This window comes from Parabacteroides sp. D25 (assembly GCF_000307475.1).
Taxonomy (GTDB): Bacteria; Bacteroidota; Bacteroidia; order Bacteroidales; family Tannerellaceae; genus Parabacteroides; species Parabacteroides distasonis.
In genome coordinates, this window is record NZ_JH976510.1 from 68,579 (window position 1) to 91,773 (window position 23,195).

The 23,195-nt window shown below is 48.1% G+C and carries 17 protein-coding genes; 11 read left to right on the top strand and 6 right to left on the bottom strand.

Translation table 11 applies throughout. The features are described from left to right. Positions 1 to 81 precede the first annotated feature (81 nt). The 10 genes from HMPREF0999_RS20515 to HMPREF0999_RS20560 all read left to right on the top strand — a co-directional run bounded on the left by HMPREF0999_RS20515 (position 82) and on the right by HMPREF0999_RS20560 (position 9,942). Entirely contained in the window at positions 82 to 915 is an 834-nt protein-coding gene (locus HMPREF0999_RS20515; RefSeq protein WP_009276805.1) for a phospholipase A, read from the top strand. A gap of 141 nt (positions 916 to 1,056) precedes the next feature. After that, positions 1,057 to 2,601 (top strand): acyl-CoA carboxylase subunit beta, encoded by a 1,545-nt coding sequence (locus HMPREF0999_RS20520; RefSeq protein WP_005855235.1) that lies wholly within the window; start codon positions 1,057 to 1,059, stop codon positions 2,599 to 2,601. 12 nt (positions 2,602 to 2,613) lie between these two features. Further along, complete coding sequence (gene accC, locus HMPREF0999_RS20525) at positions 2,614 to 4,125, top strand: acetyl-CoA carboxylase biotin carboxylase subunit (RefSeq protein WP_009276806.1); 1,512 nt, start codon at positions 2,614 to 2,616, stop codon at positions 4,123 to 4,125. A 17-nt stretch (positions 4,126 to 4,142) separates the two neighbouring features. Further along, positions 4,143 to 4,667, top strand: coding sequence for a biotin/lipoyl-containing protein (locus HMPREF0999_RS20530; RefSeq protein WP_029257277.1), 525 nt, complete (start codon positions 4,143 to 4,145; stop codon positions 4,665 to 4,667). Positions 4,668 to 4,835: 168 nt separating this feature from the next. Then, the gene (gene nhaD, locus HMPREF0999_RS20535; protein WP_005855241.1) at positions 4,836 to 6,263 is read left to right on the top strand and encodes a sodium:proton antiporter NhaD; all 1,428 of its coding nucleotides are present in this window, start codon (positions 4,836 to 4,838) and stop codon (positions 6,261 to 6,263) included. A gap of 7 nt (positions 6,264 to 6,270) precedes the next feature. After that, a complete protein-coding gene (locus HMPREF0999_RS20540) occupies positions 6,271 to 7,125 on the top strand; it encodes an ATPase (RefSeq protein WP_008780992.1) in 855 nt (284 codons plus the stop codon). 3 nt (positions 7,126 to 7,128) lie between these two features. Further along, on the top strand, positions 7,129 to 7,959 hold the full coding sequence (murQ, locus tag HMPREF0999_RS20545) for an N-acetylmuramic acid 6-phosphate etherase (RefSeq protein ID WP_005855245.1): 831 nt from the start codon (positions 7,129 to 7,131) through the stop codon (positions 7,957 to 7,959). A gap of 43 nt (positions 7,960 to 8,002) precedes the next feature. Beyond that, entirely contained in the window at positions 8,003 to 8,665 is a 663-nt protein-coding gene (locus HMPREF0999_RS20550; RefSeq protein ID WP_005855247.1) for an MgtC/SapB family protein, read from the top strand. A gap of 63 nt (positions 8,666 to 8,728) precedes the next feature. After that, a complete protein-coding gene (locus HMPREF0999_RS20555) occupies positions 8,729 to 9,370 on the top strand; it encodes a hypothetical protein (protein WP_009276807.1) in 642 nt (213 codons plus the stop codon). Continuing rightward, positions 9,367 to 9,942 (top strand): uracil-DNA glycosylase family protein, encoded by a 576-nt coding sequence (locus tag HMPREF0999_RS20560; protein WP_009276808.1) that lies wholly within the window; start codon positions 9,367 to 9,369, stop codon positions 9,940 to 9,942. Before HMPREF0999_RS20555 ends, HMPREF0999_RS20560 begins: the two co-directional genes overlap by 4 nt. Before the next feature lie 1,425 nt (positions 9,943 to 11,367). Here the strand turns inward: HMPREF0999_RS20560 and HMPREF0999_RS20570 are convergent. From HMPREF0999_RS20570 to HMPREF0999_RS20595, 6 genes are all read right to left on the bottom strand, one after another. After that, positions 11,368 to 12,216 (bottom strand): hypothetical protein, encoded by an 849-nt coding sequence (locus HMPREF0999_RS20570; protein WP_008774445.1) that lies wholly within the window; start codon positions 12,214 to 12,216, stop codon positions 11,368 to 11,370. Positions 12,217 to 12,243: 27 nt separating this feature from the next. Next, positions 12,244 to 14,022: a RagB/SusD family nutrient uptake outer membrane protein gene (locus tag HMPREF0999_RS20575; protein WP_009276809.1), complete on the bottom strand. Its 1,779-nt coding sequence runs from the start codon at positions 14,020 to 14,022 to the stop codon at positions 12,244 to 12,246. Between the two features lie 12 nt (positions 14,023 to 14,034). Beyond that, positions 14,035 to 17,268, bottom strand: a complete 3,234-nt coding sequence (locus HMPREF0999_RS20580) for a SusC/RagA family TonB-linked outer membrane protein (RefSeq protein ID WP_009276810.1) — start codon at positions 17,266 to 17,268, stop codon at positions 14,035 to 14,037. Positions 17,269 to 17,631: 363 nt separating this feature from the next. Further along, complete coding sequence (locus HMPREF0999_RS20585) at positions 17,632 to 18,510, bottom strand: AraC family transcriptional regulator (protein ID WP_009276811.1); 879 nt, start codon at positions 18,508 to 18,510, stop codon at positions 17,632 to 17,634. A gap of 18 nt (positions 18,511 to 18,528) precedes the next feature. Continuing rightward, positions 18,529 to 20,727, bottom strand: coding sequence for an alpha-galactosidase (locus HMPREF0999_RS20590; protein ID WP_005855262.1), 2,199 nt, complete (start codon positions 20,725 to 20,727; stop codon positions 18,529 to 18,531). 70 nt (positions 20,728 to 20,797) lie between these two features. Next, complete coding sequence (locus tag HMPREF0999_RS20595; RefSeq protein ID WP_005855263.1) at positions 20,798 to 22,291, bottom strand: IMP dehydrogenase; 1,494 nt, start codon at positions 22,289 to 22,291, stop codon at positions 20,798 to 20,800. 160 nt (positions 22,292 to 22,451) lie between these two features. On the opposite strand from HMPREF0999_RS20595, the gene HMPREF0999_RS20600 reads away from it, so the two are divergent. Continuing rightward, positions 22,452 to 23,165, top strand: a complete 714-nt coding sequence (locus HMPREF0999_RS20600; RefSeq protein WP_009276812.1) for a pirin family protein — start codon at positions 22,452 to 22,454, stop codon at positions 23,163 to 23,165. Positions 23,166 to 23,195 lie beyond the last annotated feature (30 nt).

A 23,195-nucleotide genomic window follows, 5' to 3' on the forward strand; every position in this document is an offset into this window, starting at 1 on the left:
CATTATTCATGTAATTTGGGCGATAAAGCCAACTGCCGTTTCCCCTATATTCGCGGACACATTTATAATTTAAGATCATTTATGAAAAAAACGATTATATCCTTTCTCTTCCTTTTTGTTTGCGGTATGGCACATTCGCAAGTTTTAGCGAAAGGGCCGGAAGAGAGTTATAACGCGGATAGTATTCGTGCGATTTTGGATAAGTCACCTTATTTTACCTTATTCAAGGACAATTATTTTATTGGCGGTATCCCTATCGGCAACAAGCCTACGGCGAGAAACTCCGACGTTAAATTCCAGTTGAGCATCGCCCAACGTCTTACGAAAAGTAAACTCCCCTTCGATACCTATCTTTTCTTGCAATACACGCAAAAGGCTTTTTGGAATGTCTTTCAAGAGTCCTTGCCGATGCGCGACTTGAATTTTAATCCGGGTATCGGTTTGGGGCACCTTATCGTGCATAAGAATAAATATATCGGGAAAGGCTATTTGATGGTCGAGCACGAGTCGAACGGTAAAGATAGCATCTTCTCCCGAAGTTGGAACAAGATCACCCTAGCGGCGGCTGTCCTGTTGAATAAGAACTGGGAAGTTCAATTCAAGGGCTGGATACCGATCGTGGATGGCAAGGAAAATAAAGACATCCTTAAATATAATGGTATATTCCAAGTAGCCGCTAATTACCGGACAGACAACAGGCGCTTTAACTGCGGGGTTATCTTGACCAAACGAAAGACTTGGTTCAGCTTTAACACTCAGATCGAGTTGAGCTATAAGTTTAATAATAACGAGAACCAATATTTCTTCCTGCAATATTATAATGGTTACGGTGAGAACCTTTTGGAATACAATCAATACAAAAGCATGCTGCGGATCGGTTTCGTGATCAAGCCGCAAGATTTCAGTATTTACTAAAAAATATCCTTCTTGATAGATCTCATTGATCGGGCGATAGATGTAATATATGATACATTTCGTTTCTTTAGGAAACAATACATTTACAGACTTTGTTTTCTAATATATTGAACGTTTCCCGGATAATTAAAGAGATACGCCATGAAGGAAAAAATTGAACAATTAAAAGCTCTCAACCACAAAGCTGAGTTAGGGGGCGGAGAAGACCGCATCGCGAAGCAACATGCGGCAGGTAAACTAACCGCTAGAGAAAGAATCGAACTACTATTGGAAAAAGGTAGTTTCGTGGAAATCGACAAGTTCGTGACACATACGTGCCATGAGTTCGGTTTAGAAAAACAGCGTCCATTAGGGGATGGCGTGGTCACCGGTTACGGAATGATCGGGCAACGCACGGTATTTGTTTTCGCTCAGGACTTCACGGTATTCGGTGGAGCCTTGTCTGAGACGTATGCCCGTAAGATCTGTAAGATCATGGACATGGCAACGGAACTAGGCGCTCCGGTGATCGGGTTGAACGATTCGGGAGGCGCACGTATTCAAGAAGGAGTTCGTTCCTTGGCGGGATACGCCGAGATATTCCTCCGGAACTCGTTGGCTTCGGGCGTGATCCCGCAGATTAGCGCCATTATGGGCCCGTGTGCGGGTGGAGCGGTTTACTCGCCGGCGTTGACGGACTTTATCTTTATGGTAAAACAAACGAGCTATATGTTTATCACCGGCCCGGAGGTCGTGAAAAGCGTGACGCAAGAAGAGGTTACGATGGAGAATCTGGGAGGCTCGGAAGTGCATAGCACCCGTTCCGGAGTGGCTCATTGCACGGCGGATAACGATATGGATTGTATCTTGAAGATACGTGAGTTGATGTCGTTCTTGCCGAATAATAATATGGAAGAGCCGCCATTCGTCCCTACCACCGATAGCCCGAACCGCATCGATCCGCAATTGGATCTGCTGGTTCCTACCAATCCCAACCAGCCGTACGACATGAAAGAGTTGATCCTTTCCGTGGCTGATGATCAAAACTTCTTCGAGATACAAGAGGAATATGCCAAGAATATCATTATCGGTTATATCCGTTTGAATGGAAAGACGATCGGTGTCGTGGCGAATCAACCTGCTGCGTTGGCCGGTACGCTGGATATCAACGCGTCCGTAAAGGCCGCCCGTTTCGTCCGTTTCTGCGATGCGTTTAATATACCGTTGTTGACGCTGGTGGATGTACCGGGTTTCTTGCCGGGCGTGAACCAAGAGTACGAGGGAATTATCCGTCATGGCGCTAAGTTATTGTATGCGTATTGCGAGGCTACCGTGCCGAAAGTGACCGTCATTACCCGAAAGGCTTACGGTGGCGCTTACGACGTGATGAGCTCCAAGCATATCCGGGGCGATATCAACTTCGCTTATCCAACCGCCGAGATCGCTGTCATGGGACCGGATGGTGCCGTGAATATCTTGTTCCGTAAGGATTTGAAGACCGCGGAAGATCCCGAAGGCAAACGGAAGGAATTGCAAGCCGATTACCGGGAGAAGTTCGCTAACCCGTACCGGGCCGCTGAGTTAGGCTATGTAGACGAGATCATCGAGCCGTCTATCACACGCAGCCGCTTGATCCGTAGTTTTGAGTTGCTGGCCAACAAACGGCAATCCAATCCTCCGAAGAAGCATTCCAATATTCCTCTTTAAAAACGAATCCTTATGATAAAGAAAGTATTAGTAGCCAATCGTGGCGAGATAGCGATGCGGATATTCCGCACCTGCCGGGTGATGAACATCCCGACCGTAGCGATCTATACGCATGTGGATCGCGGAGCATTACATGTACGTTATGCGGAGGAAGCCTACTGCATCTCGGAAGATGAAGCGGATACCTCTTACTTGAAGCCGGACTTGATCCTTGAGATCGCCAAGAAGACAGGAGCCGCCATTCATCCGGGTTACGGCTTTTTGTCGGAGAACGCCGACTTCGCCCGTCGTTGCGAGGAGGAGGGCGTGATCTTTATCGGCCCGAGCGCCGACGTGATCGCGAAGATGGGTATCAAGACCGAGGCCCGTAAGATCATGAAAGAAGCCGGTGTGCCGGTTGTACCCGGAACGGAAAAGCCGGTGACGGACATAGAGGATGCCAAGAAAGTAGCCGCCGAGGTGGGTTATCCGATTATGCTAAAGGCGCTTGCCGGAGGCGGTGGAAAGGGTATGCGTTTGGTACATAGCGAGGATGAGATAGAAGCGGCTTTCCGTATGTCTCGTTCCGAGGCTGCCAACTCATTCGGAAACGACGCCATCTATATCGAGAAGTATATCGAGAACCCCCATCATATCGAGGTGCAGGTACTCGGGGATAAATATGGGAACGTGATCCATCTGTATGAGCGTGAGTGCTCCATCCAGCGCCGTAACCAGAAAGTGATCGAGGAAGCGCCCTCTCCATTCGTGAAGGAGGCCGCTCGCCAGAAGATGTTGGCCGTAGCGGTGGAGGCTTGCAAGAAAATCGGTTACTACAGTGCCGGGACGTTGGAGTTCATGATGGATAAGGACCAGAACTTCTATTTCCTCGAGATGAATACCCGCCTTCAAGTGGAGCATCTGGTGACGGAGGAGACAACGGGCGTGGACTTGGTTCGCGATATGATCTTGGTGGCCGCAGGAAATCGTCTGCCTTATAAGCAGGAAGATGTGGCTTGCCGGGGGCATGCCTTGGAATGCCGTATCTATGCGGAGGACCCGGAAAATAACTTTATGCCCTCTCCGGGCGTGATCAAGGTGCGTGAGGCTCCCGAGGGACGTAACGTACGTCTGGATAGCGCCGCTTACGCCGGTTTCGAGGTGTCCTTGCATTACGATCCGATGATCGCCAAGCTTTGCACATGGGGCCGGACCCGTGAGTCCGCCATCTCGAATATGATACGTGCCTTGCGGGAATACAAGATCTTGGGAATCAAGACAACGATTCCCTTCCACCTGCGTGTGTTGCATAATGCGACTTTCTTGAAGGGGAATTACGATACGACCTTTATCGACACTAAGTTCGATAAGGAAGACTTGAAGCGTCGCCAGAACAGCGACCCGACCGTCGCCGTGATCGCCGCCGCCTTGAAGCATTACGAGGAGGAGAAAGAGGCGGCCGCCCGTGCGACGACCGTTCCGCTGGTAGGGGAGTCCCTGTGGAAACACTACGGGAAGTTACAAATGTTGGCCAATAACTTTTAATGAGAGGAGGAATGATTATGTCAAAGGCTTTAGCGACTTATTTTGCCACGGTTAACGATATTCCCGACACAGAGTTCAAGGTAGAGATTCTGGAAGACGGGCCTATCAAGAAAGTATCCGTAAACGGTACCGTTTATGATGTAGATTACAATCTGGGCGGAGATACGATCCACTCGATCATCATGAACCATAAATCTCATGGCGTACAAATATCCAGTGTTGGAGATTCCACCTATGAGGTAAAGAATAAAGGTGATTATTTCCAAGTACAGGTGATTGACGAGTTGAAGAAATTACGCCTGTCGAGAACCAGTTCCAAGACGGTCGGCCGTCAGGTCATACAGGCCCAGATGCCGGGCGTGATCCAGAAGGTATATGTCAAGGTAGGCGATGAGGTCAAGGCGGGAGACCCGCTTTGCGTATTGGTTGCCATGAAGATGGAGAACGAGATTCGTACGCCGATCGATGGGGTGGTGAAAGAGGTGTATGTCAATGAGACGGACAAGGTCTCCGTGGGTGATAAGATGTTGGTTGTAGAGTGAGTTGTCTCGGGGTTATAGTTTTCCCTCGAGAGAATAGGAAAGGAATCGGAGCAGTCCGGTTCCTTTCGCATGTTTGGTAAAATTATCTTAAAAAACATTCCGTCTTTCTATCGTGTTACAGAGTTATTATTTCTACATTTGTAGCGTTTAAACCTAAATCATGAAGTTATGTTGACAGCAATGGTCATTGTGTTCCTTGTCGGTTATTTGATGATCGCATTGGAACATCCTCTAAAGATAAACAAGGCGGGAACGGCTTTGCTTATCGGTACGGTCTTATGGGTTATGTACACGTACGCGGCCCCGTTTTTCATCCCGAGGGCCTCGGCAGAGGAATTCAGCTTGTTCTTGGAATCGTTCCCCTCTTTGGGTTCTTTAACGTTTAAGGAACAATGTACCCGGTTCGTCGTGGAGCATCAGGTTCTGGATAGTATCGGAGAGATCGCCGAGACACTTATATTCCTGATCGGGGCGATGATAACCGTGGAGCTGATCGATGCCCATGGCGGTTTCATGTTTATCACGAATCATATTACCACGAAGAAAAAGAAGAAACTGCTGGCGTTGATCGCCGTGATCACGTTCTTTATGTCGGCCGTGTTGGACAACCTTACCACCTCGATCGTCATGATCATGTTGATCCGTAAGTTGCTCGGGAATTATAAAGAGCGGTGGGTGTTCGGCAGTATCATTATTATAGCGGCGAATAGCGGTGGCGCTTGGTCACCGATCGGCGACGTGACTACGATCATGCTTTGGGTAAGGGGAAATATCTCCACCTCATCCACGATCCCCCATTTGATCCTGCCGAGTATCGTATCGGCGTTGATCCCGGTCTTGATCGCCATGCGTTTCTTGCATGGCAACGTGACGCCCCCTAACGCATTCTCGCAAATGGAGGCGGACAATGAGTTGCTGAAGAAATTGAAGGATAAGGAGAAGTTATCGATCTTGATCATCGGTGTGTTGTGTTTATTGTTCGTGCCTGTATTCAAGACGGTTACTCATCTTCCCCCGTTTATGGGTATCTTGATGGGAGTGGGTATTCTTTGGTTCTATACGGAGATGCTATACGCCCGTAAACCGATCGACGAGGACTTGAAATTGCGCTTGTCCAAGGTGGTTCACCGTATAGACGGGGCGACCTTGTTATTCTTCCTCGGAATCCTTTTGGCGGTGGATGCCTTGCGTTGCAGCGGCGTATTGTCGGATTTCGCTTTCTGGCTGGACGATACGGTAGGCAATGTGTATGCGGTGAACCTGATTATCGGCGCCTTATCGTCTATCGTGGATAATGTTCCGTTGGTAGCGGGTGCTATCGGTATGTACCCGGTGGCTACGGACGCTATGGTGGCTGCGGCGACTGATCCGGCTTATCTGGCGAACTTCATGCAAGACGGCGTGTTCTGGCAGTTCTTGGCTTATTGCGCAGGAGTAGGTGGAAGTATGTTGATCATCGGTTCCGCCGCCGGAGTCGTCGTGATGGGCCTGGAGCGGATCAATTTCATTTGGTACTTGAAGAATATCTCGCTGCTGGCCTTGGCGGGATATTTGTCTGGTGCGGTGGTATATATTCTCCAGAATTTGATATTATAATAAGTGTATGATATTAATTGCGGATAGCGGATCTACAAAGACGGAGTGGTGCCTGGCGGATCAAGGCAGACCGGTGCGTACGGTCGTGACGGCGGGTATCAATCCCTTCTTCCAGACACGGGAGGAGATCGCCGGAGAAATCCGGGATGCCTTATTGCCCGCCTTGAAGGGTGAGCGGATCGATGCCATTTACTTCTATGGCGCCGGTTGCGCCTTCCCGGAGAAGAACCGGATCGTGGAAGAGGCGATTACGCCTTATATCCCGGCTCCCATAGAGGTGTATAGTGACTTGATGGCGGCTGCTCGTGCCTTATGCGGGAGCCGTCCGGGAATCGCCTGTATATTGGGGACGGGATCGAATTCTTGTCTGTATGACGGGACGGAGATAACGGAGCATATCTCTCCCTTGGGATTCATTCTGGGGGATGAGGGTAGTGGCGCCGTGCTCGGGAAGTTATTGGTAGGGGATTGCTTGAAGCGTCAGTTACCGGCGCCTTTGGTTCGGAAGTTTATGGATCAATATGAGTTGACGCCCGCCTTATTGTTGGAGCGGGTATACAAACAACCTTTCCCGAATCGTTTCTTGGCTACCTTGTCCCGTTTCTTGTTGGAGAATATCACCGAGCAACCGATTTATAATTTGGTCTATACGAGTTTCCGTAGCTTTTTCCTCCGTAACGTGGCGTTATATCCGGGAGCTGATACGTACCCGATTCATTTTGTAGGCTCTATCGCCTATTATTATCAGGAGGTATTGAAAGCGGCGGCCTTATCCTTAGGCTTGAAGGTCGGTACGGTCGTACAGGCTCCCATGGACGGATTGATCCGGTATCATTTTACGAACGAAGAAAAAAATGAATGAGTTATGGCATTTCAAAAGATAACCGAGTCGGAATCGTTGTATGATAATCTGGATCAGATGTCTGTCCGGGAGTTGCTGGAAGGCATCAATAACGAGGACCGGAAAGTGGCGATCGCCGTTGGCCGGGAGATCCCGAAGATCGAGAAACTGGTAACCCGTATCGTAGAGCGGATGCGGAGAGGCGGTAGGCTCTTCTATATCGGGGCGGGTACGAGTGGTCGCTTGGGTGTCTTGGACGCCTCCGAGATCCCTCCCACGTACGGTATGCCGAATACCTTGGTGATCGGTTTGATCGCCGGCGGCGACCGGGCGCTCCGGAATCCCGTGGAGTCGGCGGAAGACGATCTGGATAAGGCTTGGGAGGAACTTCAACAATATCATATCAATACGAACGACACCTTGGTGGGGATAGCCGCCTCGGGTACGACTCCTTACGTGATTGGCGCCCTGCGTAAGGCACGCTCCGAGGGAATCCTGACGGCCTCTATCTCCTGCAACCCGGACTCCCCGATGGCGGCGGAGGCGGAGATCGCCATCGAGCCGGTAGTAGGTCCGGAGTTCGTCACCGGAAGTACGCGGATGAAGAGCGGTACGGCCCAGAAGATGGTGCTGAATATGATCACGACCTCCACGATGATCAAGCTTGGCCGGGTGAAGGGGAACCGGATGGTGAACATGCAACTGACCAACCAAAAATTGGTGGACCGTGGCACCCGTATGATCATGGAAGAGCTTCGTCTGGATTACGAGCAGAGCAAGAATCTCCTGCTCCTACATGGCTCCGTCCGGGAGGCGATCGATTCTTATCACCGTGAATGGCGGCTGAATCAATAAATAATTCCTATCTTTCGGGGTAAAACCTAAAAGATCGTTGATTATGATGTGGGATTTCATACTAAGACTTTTCGTGGCAGGTATTCTGGGCGCCGTTGTCGGGCTAGACCGTGAGTACCGTGCGAAGGAGGCGGGTTACCGGACTCACTTCCTTGTTTCGTTGGGTAGCGCGTTGATCATGGTTGTCTCCCAATATGGCTTCCAAGATGTCATCCTAGAGAATAGCGTAAGTCTCGATCCGAGCCGTGTGGCCGCCCAAGTGGTGAGTGGCATCGGTTTCATCGGGGCGGGTACGATCATCATCCAGAAACAATTCGTGCGGGGATTGACTACCGCCGCCGGTATCTGGGCGACCGCCGGTATCGGTCTGGCCGTCGGCTCAGGCATGTACGGGCTCGGTATCGCCGCCACTTTGTTGACGCTCGCCGGGCTGGAGCTGTTGAGCGTTATTTTTAAAAGCATTGGGATGCGAAGTTCCTTGGTGGTATTCTCTACCTCCGACAAGGAGGCGATCAACCGGATCGCCCGTGTTATCTACGAGAAAGGTTTCCTGCTGGTAAGCTATGACATGAAAAGACTGGGGCATCAGGAGAAGGACGAGTACGTCGTCAGCATCGTGTTGAAGGCCCGTAAAAACACGGAGGAAAGTCCACTGTTGCTATTGATGGAGCAATTTCCGGAGGTTACGGTGGAGAGAATTGAATAGTTATTCTGCATTGGCGGTAAGTTTTCGTATATTTGCGGCTCGAAACTATTTAATAATCGTACGATGAATTTTATTTCTAAGCTATTCAAGAAGAACGTATCTGAGGCGGAAGAGGCCGGCAAAGGTTCCGTGGAGGAGTTCGTATCTTTAATCCGTGTATATTATCAAGCCGTTATGGCCGTGAACTTGGGTATCACCAACTTGAACATGCTCGCCGATATGGCTTTGTTCAAACGCATGTTGAAGATACCGACCCAGAATAACAAATTGGGTGTCGCCGAGAAATCCCGTGTGCGCAAGGTGTTGATGGAGGATTACGGCCTAAGCGAGGCTTTCTTCAAGGAGATCGACAGCTCGGTGAAGAAGAACTGCAAGAACCAGAACGATATCAAGACGTATTTCTTCATGTTCCAAGGTTTCTGCAATGACTTGTTCAACTTGCTTGGTAATCTGATGCAGTGGAAGTTCCGCTTTTCCATGCTGGTGAAGAAGTTGCTGTATAATATGACGACGAAGACGGTTCACGATATCTTGACCAAGTCCGAGTGGAAGGATATCAGCGTGCAGAAGGCTGCGTGGAGCGTGCGTAAGTATGCCGAGAAACTAGGCTACTCCGAGCAATGGATCACGGACTTCGTGTATAACGTCGTGCTTCTGGCGAAAGAGGATCAGAAGAAGGAATTCAAAAAGAACAAGGAAGCATGACCACCGAGCTGCATCCGCTAGGTTTCTTCCTCCCGGAGAATACGAGATTGCTGATGCTGGGGAGTTTCCCGCCTCCAAGAGCTCGTTGGAGCATGGATTTTTATTACCCGAATATTCAGAATGATATGTGGCGTATCCTTGGCTTGATTTTCTATGGGAACAAGGATGCGTTCCTGCGAGACAAGAAGGCGTTCAGCGAGGAGAAGGCGAAGGCTTTCTGCCGGGAGAAGGGGATCGGGATCGGTGATACCGCCATGGAGGTGATCCGCTTGAAAGCGAACGCCTCCGATAAGTTCCTTGAGGTGGTACGGCCGATCGATCCGGAAAAGGTCTTGTCCCAGATACCGGAATGCGTGGCGATCGTGGTAACCGGGCAGAAAGCGATGGATACCCTCCTCTCCGTATTGCCCGGCACGGAGGAGCCTAAAGTGGGCTTCTCGTCGGAATTTTCTTGTATGGGAAGGACGATGAGGCTGTTCCGTATGCCTTCATCCTCTAGAGCTTATCCGAGGCCGTTGGAGGAGAAGGCCGCCGTTTACCGGGGGATGTTTGAGACGTTGGGGATGGTGTGAGGCAAGTCTGCCATACAGCATTCCTCGTTTACGCCCCACCTCTTCAAGGAGTGCGGTAAGCTCGGAAACGTCCTATCTGAATGATGTCCAATTATCTCTTTCGTGTATATACATATTTTAAGTACTTGATGCGACATTAGAACAGGAGAAACGCTGCGATATTTGCGACGTTATTCAGTTTAAAACGTTCGATTATGGAGTTTAATGCACGAACTTATTTTCAGTAAGGTACAGTTGTAGCATCTTATCGCCGTAAGATGTATGATCTTACTGTTGTAGGATGTATGATCTTACCGTTGTAAGATGTATCATCTTTCACGGATACTTGACATCTCCTTGTCTTGCGTCTTTTAGCAAAGTGACAGTTTGTAAATTTAAGTCATGGAGAATCGATTCTTTCGGGTAAAGGTAAGGTATGCTCCCGAAAACGAAAGAAAAAAACGACAATCGATTGGTTGATAGGCTAATGTTGAATAACGGCCTTTTATTCTAGCGGAATTTATTCATCGTATTTCATGTTTTGGGGGCAGGAAGGGAAGAAAAACGGTGCTACAATAGGGTTATAACAGGGTAAGAATGCCCATTCGCGACTACTCATAACCCTATTCTTGACTACTTACGATGCCCAACGGCAGTATCGGCGTTGCCTAATACGACTAGTTACGCAGGCTTCCGGCACCTATTGTGTGTGGAAAACGCTGTATTTTAACAAAAAGGGGTGCTTATTGCTACTGCTTTCTCGCTATTTCGCTAGGTTCGGAAAATAGGTGTGTCAAGGTAAATGCTCTATGGAAATCAAAAAGATGGCCGGAGAGCGGTTTGGTTGACGGAAGGATATTTGCAGGGCGAGTACCGTGTAAGATAAAAAGAGAGGAGACGGAACGATAAACGCTCCGCCCCTCTTATATAACAAGAATGAATGAATTATTGGGATAATCTCATCATAAAATATTGCTAGTGAGATACATCTTCTTCATTTATCCGATCAGAGATACTCAATGTCACGGAGAACATTGAGTATCGTGATATTCATTTTTAGATCAATTATTTACGTAAAATCCAATATGCCCAGTTGCGCCGCTAAAAGTTATGACAGATCCTACTTGAACTGTAGATCCATTACAAGAGACTCTATATCCCTTATCTATGGAAACAACTTTATACTTTCCATGTTCAACAAAGTAAACCCATGGACCTCCACTATAAAAACCACTGGTGATAGTATATTCCATGAAATTTTGATCTTCAATAACCATTGATATATGGGCGTCCTGATTTTGAGCTGTAACGTACATTTTTGAATACCCTTCTCTTTCTGCGGCATAGGAAGGTGATGGACCATTTACGTCAGCATTGATATTAATAACAGTTGTTGTTAATAGTGCAATATAGAATGAATAATACTTTCTTCATGATATATTTTCTTTATTTTCTTGTTTTAAAATTCCAGAACCAAGCCTCTCCCCAATCACCTGCGCCGGGTTTCGGAGCCGCTAGTTTAAGATGCTCACCATCCGCTTCCAAGATGTGATATTCATATTGAGGAGCGAAGGTATCATCAGTGTCTCCCATTTTCACCAGTCCTAATAAAGGAATGGTTCCGGTGAACGTTAATGTACCTTGATCCCAACCTTCTTTGGCTACAGCGGATAAGTCCCATGCGATTGTTCCGGATTGACCGCGGCTGGTTTCTACTTTCTTGCCAGCCAAGGTAAAAGTCATCCAACCTTCTAACCCATCTTTGGCATATCCTTTCTCAGTACATTGTTGGTCGATGTCTGTGGCTTGAACTTGCCACCATTCCGGACCTGTGCTTTCCATATAAGCACCATTTCCCCAAAGGCCGTTGCTGGCATCTGTATCCCAAACCCAAGTTACAGAATTATACTCCGGTCCGAATAATCCTTCATAAATAGAAGGCACATCCACATACTCGGAGATCGTCACATCGTTAGAGAAAGAGGTGATGGAGCCGTCTTGGTTCATAGCCCGGACGGTCAAGCTCGTGAGGGGAGGAGTGCCAATGATGGAACCCTCGGTTCCGGTGGCTAGGATGGCCCCGTCTTGATCCAATACCTGTACCGTCAGTGTGGGATTGGTGGAGAAGGTGAACTTGTTTTGTCCGGCCGTCGTTTGCGTAAGCGCTACACGGGCTTGCAGATCCGCCTCGGTTAAGTTGGCGGATATGCCCGGATCACTTTCTGTGATTGGGTCGCAGGAAACCATCATTCCTGCGATCAATGCCATTGCTATATAATATATATTCTTTATCATGATTGTATATTCTGAATTAAAAGGTTATTAATTAGTCCAGCCATTGTACTCGGCGTCCGCTCCCCAACCTTCGTTCTGCTGGAGTTCACTGGAGAGTGAGATCTGGCTCTCAGGTATCTTCATGAAACCGGCGGAGGTGTTGTAGCGGGAGGCGTAACCACCATTTTGCGCCTTGTTCGTGGCAGGATTACCTGCGATGTAGATAGGCGTACCTATCTGTTTCTGCAAGGCAGCGGCGGCAATGTGCCAGCGGCGGATGTCGTTCCAACGGGTACCCTCCAAAGCTAATTCCCAACGGCGCTCGTTTTGCAGAGCTTGGAGCGAGTAGCCGATAGCCGGAAGGCCGGCACGCTCCCGCACCTTATTCATACCGGTGGCATCTCCCTTGAGCTCGGATTGCATCAAGAGAACGTCAGCGAAGCGGATCAATACCAAGTCGTGGATGTTGTCCAAGGCTTGGTTATTCGCGCCTTGCGTCCAGCCATCGATTCCGTACATCTCGTTCTCGAAGGTCTTGAAGTAGCCACTCTCGTCATTGGATGTCTTGCATGCGACAGGAGACCATTTCATGGCATAGTAGTCCGTTTCCTGTACGAAGTCCGCCCAACCGCCTTTGTTATAAGCGGGTAATTTGTCTGTACGATATACGGAAGCGTCGCGACGCATGTCATTTGGTTCTGCGCTTGCCCAATCGTTCACGAAATTCGGTGCTACAGGCCCGGCTCCCCAACCTTGTCCGAAGGGGAAGGTATTTGCTACGTCTTGATCTCCGCGAAGACCGAAATGAAGCGCGTAACCATTGGCGAAAGCGATGGTAGTATTCCAACTGGCCAGCTTATTGAACTTGATGGCGAACATAGATTCCGGGTTGACGGCGTTATCATCCTCTACCCATTTCAATCCTTTTCCGGCGGTGTATTCGAAATCGTTCACCGTGCAACGGTTCGTGTAAGCCCAAAGGCTACGGAAGTCGGATGCTAAGGAATATCCGGAATTGTTCACGCAATCATCGATATAAGAGATCACTTGATCCTTCGTTAGGGTAGAGCCGTCGGCCAAGGTGACGGAGGTCAGCGGGTTGTAAGTGGCGCTGGTCAAGGCGGCTATATCTTCGCCATTCCCGTACATGCCGGTGTAGAACAACCAAGCACGGCCTAACATGGCCTCGGCGGTGTACTTGTCGACGTGTCCTGCCTCAAGGGATGACGTACCTCCACGCCATGCGGGCATGATGTCGGCGGCTGTCTTAAGGTCTAGCAAGATCTGTCCCCAGATCTCGGCGGGGCTTGCCTGTGGCACGTCGCTTGTCTGGGATGTAGTGATTAGGGGTACACGATTGTACATCGAGGCTAGCTCGTAGTAGAAATAGGCACGCATGAAGAGAGCCTCGCCCATCAATTGGTTACGTGCTTCCGTGGAAGGAAAGTCCGGACAGTTATCTAAGGTCTCTATGGCGCTGTTGGCACGGAATACGCCGGCATAACGGTCTTTCCAGAACTGGCGGGTCATGTCGGACTGATAGTTGCAGAGCAGGTCCATGGCCTGCATCAGCTTGTCGTTCGAGCCGCCCCCGCCTAGTGCGTCATCGCTGGCTAGTTGGGCGTAATAAAGGAACGATCTCTCGGGGTTGGCGCAAACGGATGCCATGCTGGCGTAAACGCCTGCTATCATTTGCTGGGCATCGTCGTACGACTCCGGGAATGTAGCGGTTGTCTTCTCTGTGTAATTGGTCGTGTCGAGCATGTCCTCACAACTTGAGAAGGCTACGGCAGCGCCCATACATATTGCATATATTAACTTTTTCATGTTGCTTTTCTCTTAAAATTTAATGTTAACACCTACCATATAAGTTCTGGGTGAAGGATAAGAACCTAAGTCGATACCTCTTGCCCAAGGATTGTCCTCGCGATAACTATCGTTCGTACCGATTTCGGGGTCCATACCCTTGTATCCCGTGAAGGTGAAGAGGTTCTGGGCGCTTACGTACAGACGTAATTGCGGCAGTGGGCAGTTCTTCCATAGGTTCTTGAAGTCGTAGCCCAAAGTAACGTTCTGGATGCGGAAATAGCTAGCGTCTTCCACGAAGATATCGGATATCTGTTGGAAGTTGACACCTGTGTTACCCGGAACCAGACGAGGATAACGATTGGAGGTTCCCTCACCGTGCCAGTACTCAAATACCTCGGAGGTGTAATTCTCCACGTTGCCGTCGGTAAACTTACGATAAGAGCGCATATTTTGTTGTCCGAAGGCCCCATAGGTGGTTACCGCTAAATCGAATCCTTTGTAACCAACGTTGAAGCTTAGACCCATCGTGATATCCGGGTGCGGGTTGCCGACTTCGGTCTTGTCGTCCTCGTTGATCACGCCGTCGCCATTCACGTCTACGAATTTCAAGTCACCCGGTTGGATGGAGCTACCTTGCAGGGAGTTGGCTGCGTTGCCTTTACAGTTCTTATCCAGATAAGCCTGCACGTCGTCGGCGTTTTGCATGACACCTTCCGTTTTATAGGCCCAGAAATAACCGATCGGGTGTCCTACTTCCATACGGGATACAGGACGTGTGTTCTCGGCCAGTACCTTGTCCGGACCTAGGATGTAACCGTCTTTGTTGTTGATCTGCGTAACCTCGTTCTTGTTATGGGCAAGGTTTAGGTTCACGCCATACGTCCAGTCGCCCTTCTGGTCGTTCCAGCCTAAGCCGATCTCGACACCTTTATTTTCCACGGTACCGCCGTTGATATAGGGAGCGTTCGTTCCGTAAGAGTCTAGGATCGGGGCAACGATCAACAGGTCCTTGGTTTTCTTGTTGTACCAATCGAAGTTCAAGCTCAATCGGCCGCTTAGGAAACGGGCATCCAGACCAAGGTCTAACTGCTCGGAAGTCTCCCATGTCACGTCCTCGTTCGGCATGATGCTGGCATAACCGCCTTGCGTGGCCGTACCCTTGTTGTTGCCGAAGGAATATTGTCCGAGGTGGTCGAACGCTACGGTCGAGAAATATTGGAAGTTATCGATATTACAGTTACCGTTCTGACCCCAGCTGGCACGGATCTTCAAGAAGTCCATCCAGTCGTGCGTGCTTTCCATGAAATCTTCATTGCTCACGACCCAACCAGCCGATACGGAAGGGAATGTACCCCAGCGTTTACCACGGGCGAAGTTCGAGGAACCATCCGTACGTAAGATCACGCTAGCCATGTATTTCTCGTTGAAGTTATAGTTGATACGTCCGAAGAATGACGCTAAGGCGTTATCCCCTGTCGGATATCCTTTGGCTGAGGTAGGCTGAGAAGCCATGCTATTGCTGATATAAGCCCGGTCCCAGTCGGAGAACAGAAGGTCGTTCGCCGTTGCCTCCAGATACTCACCCATACCGAAACCGCTCTTCTTGAAGGATTGACCGACTAATACATCGAAGTTGTGTTTCTCGATGTTGAAGGTGTAGCTAAGCGTATTCTCGATCTGCCAGTCCCAACCAGTCGTCATGTTCTGGGTAACCTCATTGGTTAGTTTTTGATCGGTAGAGGTTAGTTTATAAGCCGGACTGTAGCCACGGTAAGAGCTGGAGTTCTGTTTGTAGCTGACCTGTCCTTTATAGACGAGTCCCTTGATTGGTTGTACCTTCAAGTAGCCAACCATAGTTAATCCGTAGTTTTTGCTCTTGTTGTTTCCACGGGAGGAGTTGACCATTGCGGCGATCGGGTTACTCGTATAAGAGTTGTAGTTGAACCAACCGGCCTTGTTCAAGTCGTCATACATATAGTAATCCCCGTTCTCGTTATAGATAGGAACCAGCGGGTTGGCACGTAACATCCAAGAGATGTCGTTACCGTATTGATTACCCTCGGAGATACCGGAAGATTCATTATGATTATAGTACAGGTTTTCTCCGAATGTGATGATATCCAAGTCACCCTCTTTCCACAAAATATGTTCAGAGTTCATACGAACCGTGAAACGTTGGTAGTCGGAAGCGACCGGCTTGCCTAGCGTACCTTCCTGTTTCGTGTAGGATACACCCGTGGAGAATTTGGAGCGTTCCGTACCACCGGCCAAGTTCAAGGAGTGGCTGGTAGTAATGGCGTTCTTGTTGCGGATTGCGTCAAGCCAGTTGGTACCCTCATCCTCGCCGCTCATGTAACGGTTGTACTGTTCTTGTGACATGTAATTCGTCCACGTGTAAGGTTGGTTACCCGTGTTGAAGTTCAGTTGGTCCATGACTGCCATGTATTCCTTTGCATTCAGCAAGTCCGGCATCTTATATACGTTCTGGAAACCTACATAGCCGTCGTAACTAACCTGTAATTTACCCTGTTTGCCCTGCTTTGTCGTGATCAATACAACACCGTTGGCCGCACGTGAACCGTAGATCGCGGCGGAAGCGGCATCTTTCAATACGTCCAAGCTCTCGATATCGGCGGGACTTAAGGAATTGATGTCGCCTTCGACGCCATCAATAATGTATAGCGGAGTCGTGCTGCCGTTCGTTCCGGCACCACGAATGTTGATATCGAAACTCTTACCCGGCTGGCCGGAGTTCGCTACGATATTGACGCCCGGGCTTTGGCTCTGCAAGGCACCTAGCGGGTTTGTCGTGTTTAATTTTTGGATATTCTCTCCCTTTACTTGAAGGGTAGCACCTGTCACCAACTTTTTCTTTTGTACACCATAACCTACTACCACTACCTCGTCCAAACTCTGTGAGTCCTCTTTCAAGGTGATCTGTAAGTCGGATGTTTGGGCGGTTACGGGAATCTCTTGGGTCATATAACCGATGTAGGAGATCTCTATGATAGAGCCGGGGGCGGCCTCTAAGCTGAACTTACCATCCAAATCGGTTATCACTCCGTTTGTCGTTCCCTTTACGATAACATTGGCACCGATGACTTCCATTCCTGTTGCGTCTTTCACGGTACCAGTGATTCTTTTTGTTTGTTGCATGACTTCCATCGAAGTACTAGGGGCGGCTAACATTTGTGGTATGCCACCTAGCTGGAAGGCCATACATGCGCCTAAAAACAGCGTCGTTTTCTTAATTGTTGAATTCATTATTTTTTACATTAAATCATATAAGGCTAAACTAAAATTCATTTACTCAATAGGGTCATTAGCGGTTAACTGCTAAAAACATTAGATTTTCGGTCCTTCCTCATAGGCAATTGTTTTTTGTTGTTAATATGTATTGTTAATTTCTGTCGCAAAATTACGTCGGATCCCAAGTGCGTTCAAATACTATTTTATCCAAGAATAATACTTTTTTGCCGGAGTGTATTTTTAACACATCGATGGGGTAGCCGTAGGCATGAAAGCCTTTGTGACTGGTCGCAAAGATAGATGTGTGAAGGAAAAGAGAAGGGGGGATTTTGTATAGAAATAGGGGGGATATGTATTTATCCCTGTTAAAAAGGTCTCTTATACAATGATTTTTGTCTTTTTGTAGTTATCCCGGAACTCTTTGGGAGAGCAGTTTTTCTTTTTCTTAAAGATACGGTTGAAGTTCGAGAGGTTATTGAAGCCGCAGTCATAACAAATCTCCGCGATGGATCGTTGCGTGTCCACCAGCATGCGGGCGGCGTAACCGATACGGATATCGGTGATATAGTCGGAGAGGGTCTTCCCGGTCCTCAACTTGAAGAAACGGCTGAAAGCGGAAGGGGCCATACCTACGAGTTCCGCCAGTTGGTTTAGGCGGATATCCTGTTGGTATCGTTCGTTAATGTAATTTTGTACTTTCTGGATACGACGGCTCTCGGAATGGATATCTGTTATTTTAGCGAATGAGGAGCTGGCCAATACTTTGTAGTTCTCCTCGACAGAAAGCTCATATAAGATGGTTAAGAAGTTGATGACCGCATAAAAGCTTTGCTCCTCGGAAACCAGCTTTTCCAGTAAATGGTAAACCTTCAGGATGGAAGACATCGGGAAACTGATGCCGCATTGGGCTTTCTCCAACATTTTCCGGATACTGTTGAATTGGTTTTTCTCCAATAGATTCTTCCCGAAGAGATCGGGAGAGAACTGGATCGTGATCTCATGGATCAAAGGCGATTTACATGCGTTCTGCTCCCAGACATGCTCCAGTTCTTTCCCGGTTATCAATACTAACTCGTATTCTCCGATCACTTCCGCAGAGTCACCGACCACACGCCTTACCCCCGGAGCGTGCTCAATGAAATTGAGCTCGTACTCCGAGTGGCAATGGATCGGATAGGTAAATTCTGTCTTACGCCGGTCTACGATGTAAAAGCAGTCCTTTTCCGATAGTGGGGTTATCTCGCGGATAATGTCCATTCTCTGTTGACAATTTAGTTAGTGAGCCTCGGTCAGCTCTATGACCTTGCTATGGGCATGAGCCGTAGAGAACACGTTCATTCCTATTTTCATCAAGAAATCTCCGCTGAAGGTACCTCCGTCGGTAACCAAGGTCGATTTCTGGCCCGGCATGAGGTTTATCTCTTGTACCTTATATTTCTTATTCGGGTCCAATCCTTGTAGCTTTACGGGGAAAGTCTTTTCTCCGAAGCGAGGGTGGATATCATAAGCGAATAGGACGGATTTGCTTTTTGCCTTATCCACGTACATCACGGATGAATGGTTGGTATCGTAAGGGGAGACTAGACGGTACAGATCGCCGTCGAGGATCGTGCCCTTTAGACGTTTGTAGTTGGCAACTGCTTCTTGGCAGTATTTCATCTCGTCATCGTTCATTTCCTTCAAGCTGATATCGAAGCCCATCTTACACATCATGGCCACGTCGGTACGGAACTTGATGGAGGTATTCTTGTTCCAGCTAGTCACGTGGGCGCACATTGCCTTTGCCGGGAAGAACTGGGAGAATCCCCATTGGATATACAAACGCTCGATCGGATCGGTGTTGTCGCTGCACCAGAATTCCGTGAAATATTTCAATGCCTCGTAATCACAGCGGGCACCCCCACCGGAGCAAAGCATGATCGGTAGGTGAGGGTATTTCTCGGCTACCCGTTTGAATACGTTATAGACACCTCGTACATGGTCGATATACAATTGATTCTGCTTCTCTTTAAGATAGGGGGAATAGACATTGGTAATCGGGCTGTTGCAATCCCATTTGAAGAAAGCCAGATCCGGATTCTCGATCATGATATTATCCACCACGCTGAATACATAATCCTGTACTTTCGGGTTGCTTAAGTCTAAGACAAGTTGATTGCGATAGTAATAGGTCTCACGATTCGGTAGATGGATCGCCCAGTCCGGGTGTTTCTCGAAAAGTTCGCTCTTGGGGTTTACCATCTCCGGCTCGATCCAGATACCGAATTTCACGCCGGCATCTTTAGCGACCTGCACCAGATGAGGAATGCCGTTTGGCAACTTATCGTGTGTAACCTCCCAATCGCCCAATCCGGCCTTATCGTTTTGACGAGGGTATTTATTAGCGAACCAACCATCATCCAGCAAAAACATATCTACACCTAGATGCTTGGCTTCTTTCATTAGTTCCTCCAATTTCTTCTCGTTGAAATTGAAACCGGTCGATTCCCAGTTGTTCAGTAGGGTAAGGCGATCGCCTTTACCATCCTTGATCTGGTAATTACGTGCCCAATCATGGATATCACGACTGGCTTTTCCGGTTCCTTGATTACTCAATGTAAAGATAAACTCAGGAGTGACGAACCATTCGTTCGGTTTCAATTCATAGGCGGACGCATAGGGATTGATGCCGGAGATGACACGAAGGTTACCGGCGTTGTCCACCTCGAACGTAAAGCGGTAGTTTCCAGTCCAACCGATCGTTCCCATTAAAACATCTCCTGTATTCTCGCTGGCCGGGGCACCTAACCCAATCTCAAAAAACGGGTAAGCGTGCATGGCGGCACGGGAGCCTAGTTTCGTATCGATAATCTTTTTCCCGAATTTCAAGTCTTGGCTGCTCATCTGTACTTCCTTGGCCCAGTCACCGCTAAACTCGGTCAATACATAGCGAGGACTCTCGAAATAAAGCATATTGGAAGCGTATTGGGTAATCGTGACCGGTTTTTTCTCCATATGACGAATCTCAGTCCAAGCCTTGATCACGTTTTCTTTAGCGAAGGTTACATAATGTAATTTAGCCTCCACTGGGTATACATCGTCTTTCAGGGAGATAATTGTCTCCGTAACGTTATTGTCTAGTTTCTTAGATTCGCTGGAAACATACTTGAATATGCTAGTCATGTTTCCGTCGTTATGCTGGATGGCGAAAGCCGGTTCGAAATAATCTTCCGCTCCTGAGCAAGGATATACTTCCCATCCACGGGTTGATACGCTGCCATCCGTTCCGGCTTGGATATTCCATGAGAGGTTCTCAAATTCGGATTCGTTTACTAATTTATTCCCTAGATAAGTTTGGTAGAGCCGTCCGTTGGGGGCTACTTGTAAAATCAAGTCCGTCTCATTGGTTGAGATTAAGATCATCTTTTGATCGGCGGCTTTTACGAATGGCAAACAAAAACACAAAAGGATAACTGTAAGTAATAGATTTTTCATGGTAAATTATTTGAATGTGTAAATAGTAGAGACGTAGCGTGCCACGCCTCTACTAGAATACATATTGTAATTAATTCTGCTCTTTCAGGATCACGTCGTGAGCGCCACCCTCAACGATACTCGTAGAGGAGACAAGCGTGATCTTGGCATGCTGCTGCAACTCTTGGATAGAGATGGAACCGCAGCTACACATCGTAGCGATCATCTTACCCAATGTTACGTTTAAATTATCTTTCAATTTTCCGGCATACGGTACATAGCTGTCCACGCCTTCCTCGAATTTCAAGGACTCGTTTCCACCCATGTCATAGCGCTGCCAGTTCTTCGCACGGTTAGATCCCTCACCCCAATACTCCTTCACGAAGTTGTTTCCGATTTTCATCTTCTTCGTAGGAGACTCGTCGAAGCGGGCGAAATAACGGCCCATCATCAGGAAGTCGGCACCCATAGCCAACGCTAATACCATATGGTAATCGTGTACCAAGCCACCATCGCTACAGATAGGGATATAAACGCCGTGTCTCTTGAAATACTCGTCACGAGCTTTCGCTACGTCGATCAAGGCGGTAGCCTGTCCGCGACCGATACCTTTCTGCTCACGGGTGATACAGATGGAACCACCACCGATACCTACCTTGATGAAATCCGCTCCGGCGTCAGCCAAGTAGTTGAAACCATCTTGGTCAACCACGTTTCCGGCACCAACCAGTACCTTGTCTCCGTAGGTATCCTTGATCCAGTGCAAGGTCTCGTACTGCCATTCGGAATAGCCGTCGGAAGAGTCGATACACAATACGTCAACGCCAGCCTCTACCAATGCCGGAACACGTTCCTTATAGTCGCGGGTGTTGATACCGGCACCTACTAATAATTTCTTATCTCCGCCGGATAACTCTTTCGGATTCTCACGGTGGCTATCGTAGTCCTTGCGGAATACGAAGTATTGAAGCTTCTGATCCTTGTCGATGATTGGCAATGTATTCAACTTATGATCCCAGATAATCTGGTTCGCCTCTTTCAAGGTCATGCCTAGCTCGCCAACGATTAGTTTAGCGAACGGGGTCATGAAATCTTTCACCTTCATGTCGATCGGGTCTTTGCCTTCACGGTAATCGCGACTGGTTACCATACCTAGCAATTTGCCGTTAGGCGTACCATCATCTGTCACACCAATCGTAGAATGTTCTGTCCGGCGGACTAGCTCAAGCACGTCGGCCAAGGTATTCTCGGGCGTAAGGTTAGAGTCGCTGATAACGAATCCGGCCTTGAATTTCTTTACTTTGCGAACCATATCCGCTTGGCTCTCGATCGGTTGCGAGCCGAAGATGAAGGAAAGTCCTCCGTTGCGAGCCAACTCGATCGCCAGTTTAGGGCCGGAAACCGATTGCATGATCGCTGAAACGAAAGGAATATTTAATTCAATAGCGGATTTCTCGCCAGACTTGAATTTCACAAGTGGCGTTTTCAATGAAACGTTTGCGGGAATACATTCTTTGGTGGTTAAACCGGGAATAAGTAAATACTCACCAAATGTTCTCGATACATCGTTTAAGTAGATTGCCATAAGATTTTATATTTACAGGATGAGTTTTTTTAATTGTGCAAAAGTAGCGATTTCTGTTCATATATGAATCACATGTTTACATGAAATGTTCGAAATATGCGTCCCGCAACATTTATAGTTATGGATTTGTTATTAATGTAGATTTAAAAAGGAGGAAAATATGAGAGTTGTAGTTGATAAGGCTCAATCCAGAGGGTATGCGAATCACGGTTGGTTGAAAACACATCACACGTTTAGCTTTGCTAATTATTACAATCCGGAAAGGGTTCATTTCGGGATGCTACGTGTATTGAATGATGATTCCGTGGCGCCGGGTGAGGGATTCGATATGCATCCACATAAGAATATGGAGGTTATCTCCATCCCGTTAAAGGGATATTTACGCCATGGGGATAGCATAAAGAATAGCGAGGTGATTACGCCGGGAGATATTCAGGTGATGAGCGCCGGTACCGGTATCGTGCATAGCGAGTTCAACGACAGCGGTAATGAACAATTGGAGTTCTTGCAAATATGGGTATTTCCCCGTGAGGAGAATACCAAGCCTCATTATGCCAGTTATGACGTGCGTCCGGTTACTTCGGAAAAGAATAAGTTGTCCTTGATCATCGCTCCGGACGGTAGCGCTCCTGCGTCGATCAACCAAGACGCTTGGTTCTCTTTAGGAAACCTAGATGCCGGTCAAGTAAAGGAGTATAAGCTACATAGTAAAAATAATGGGGTTTATTTATTCGTGATCGACGGAGAGGTGGAGGTAAGTAATACGATCCTGTCTAAGCGTGACGGGGCCGGATTCTGGGAAACCGATGGCATTACGATAGAAGTCTTGAAGCACGCTAAAGTTCTTTTGATAGAAGTTCCGATGATGAAATAAATGTTGATAGGTTAGTGCTGGCGGGTATCT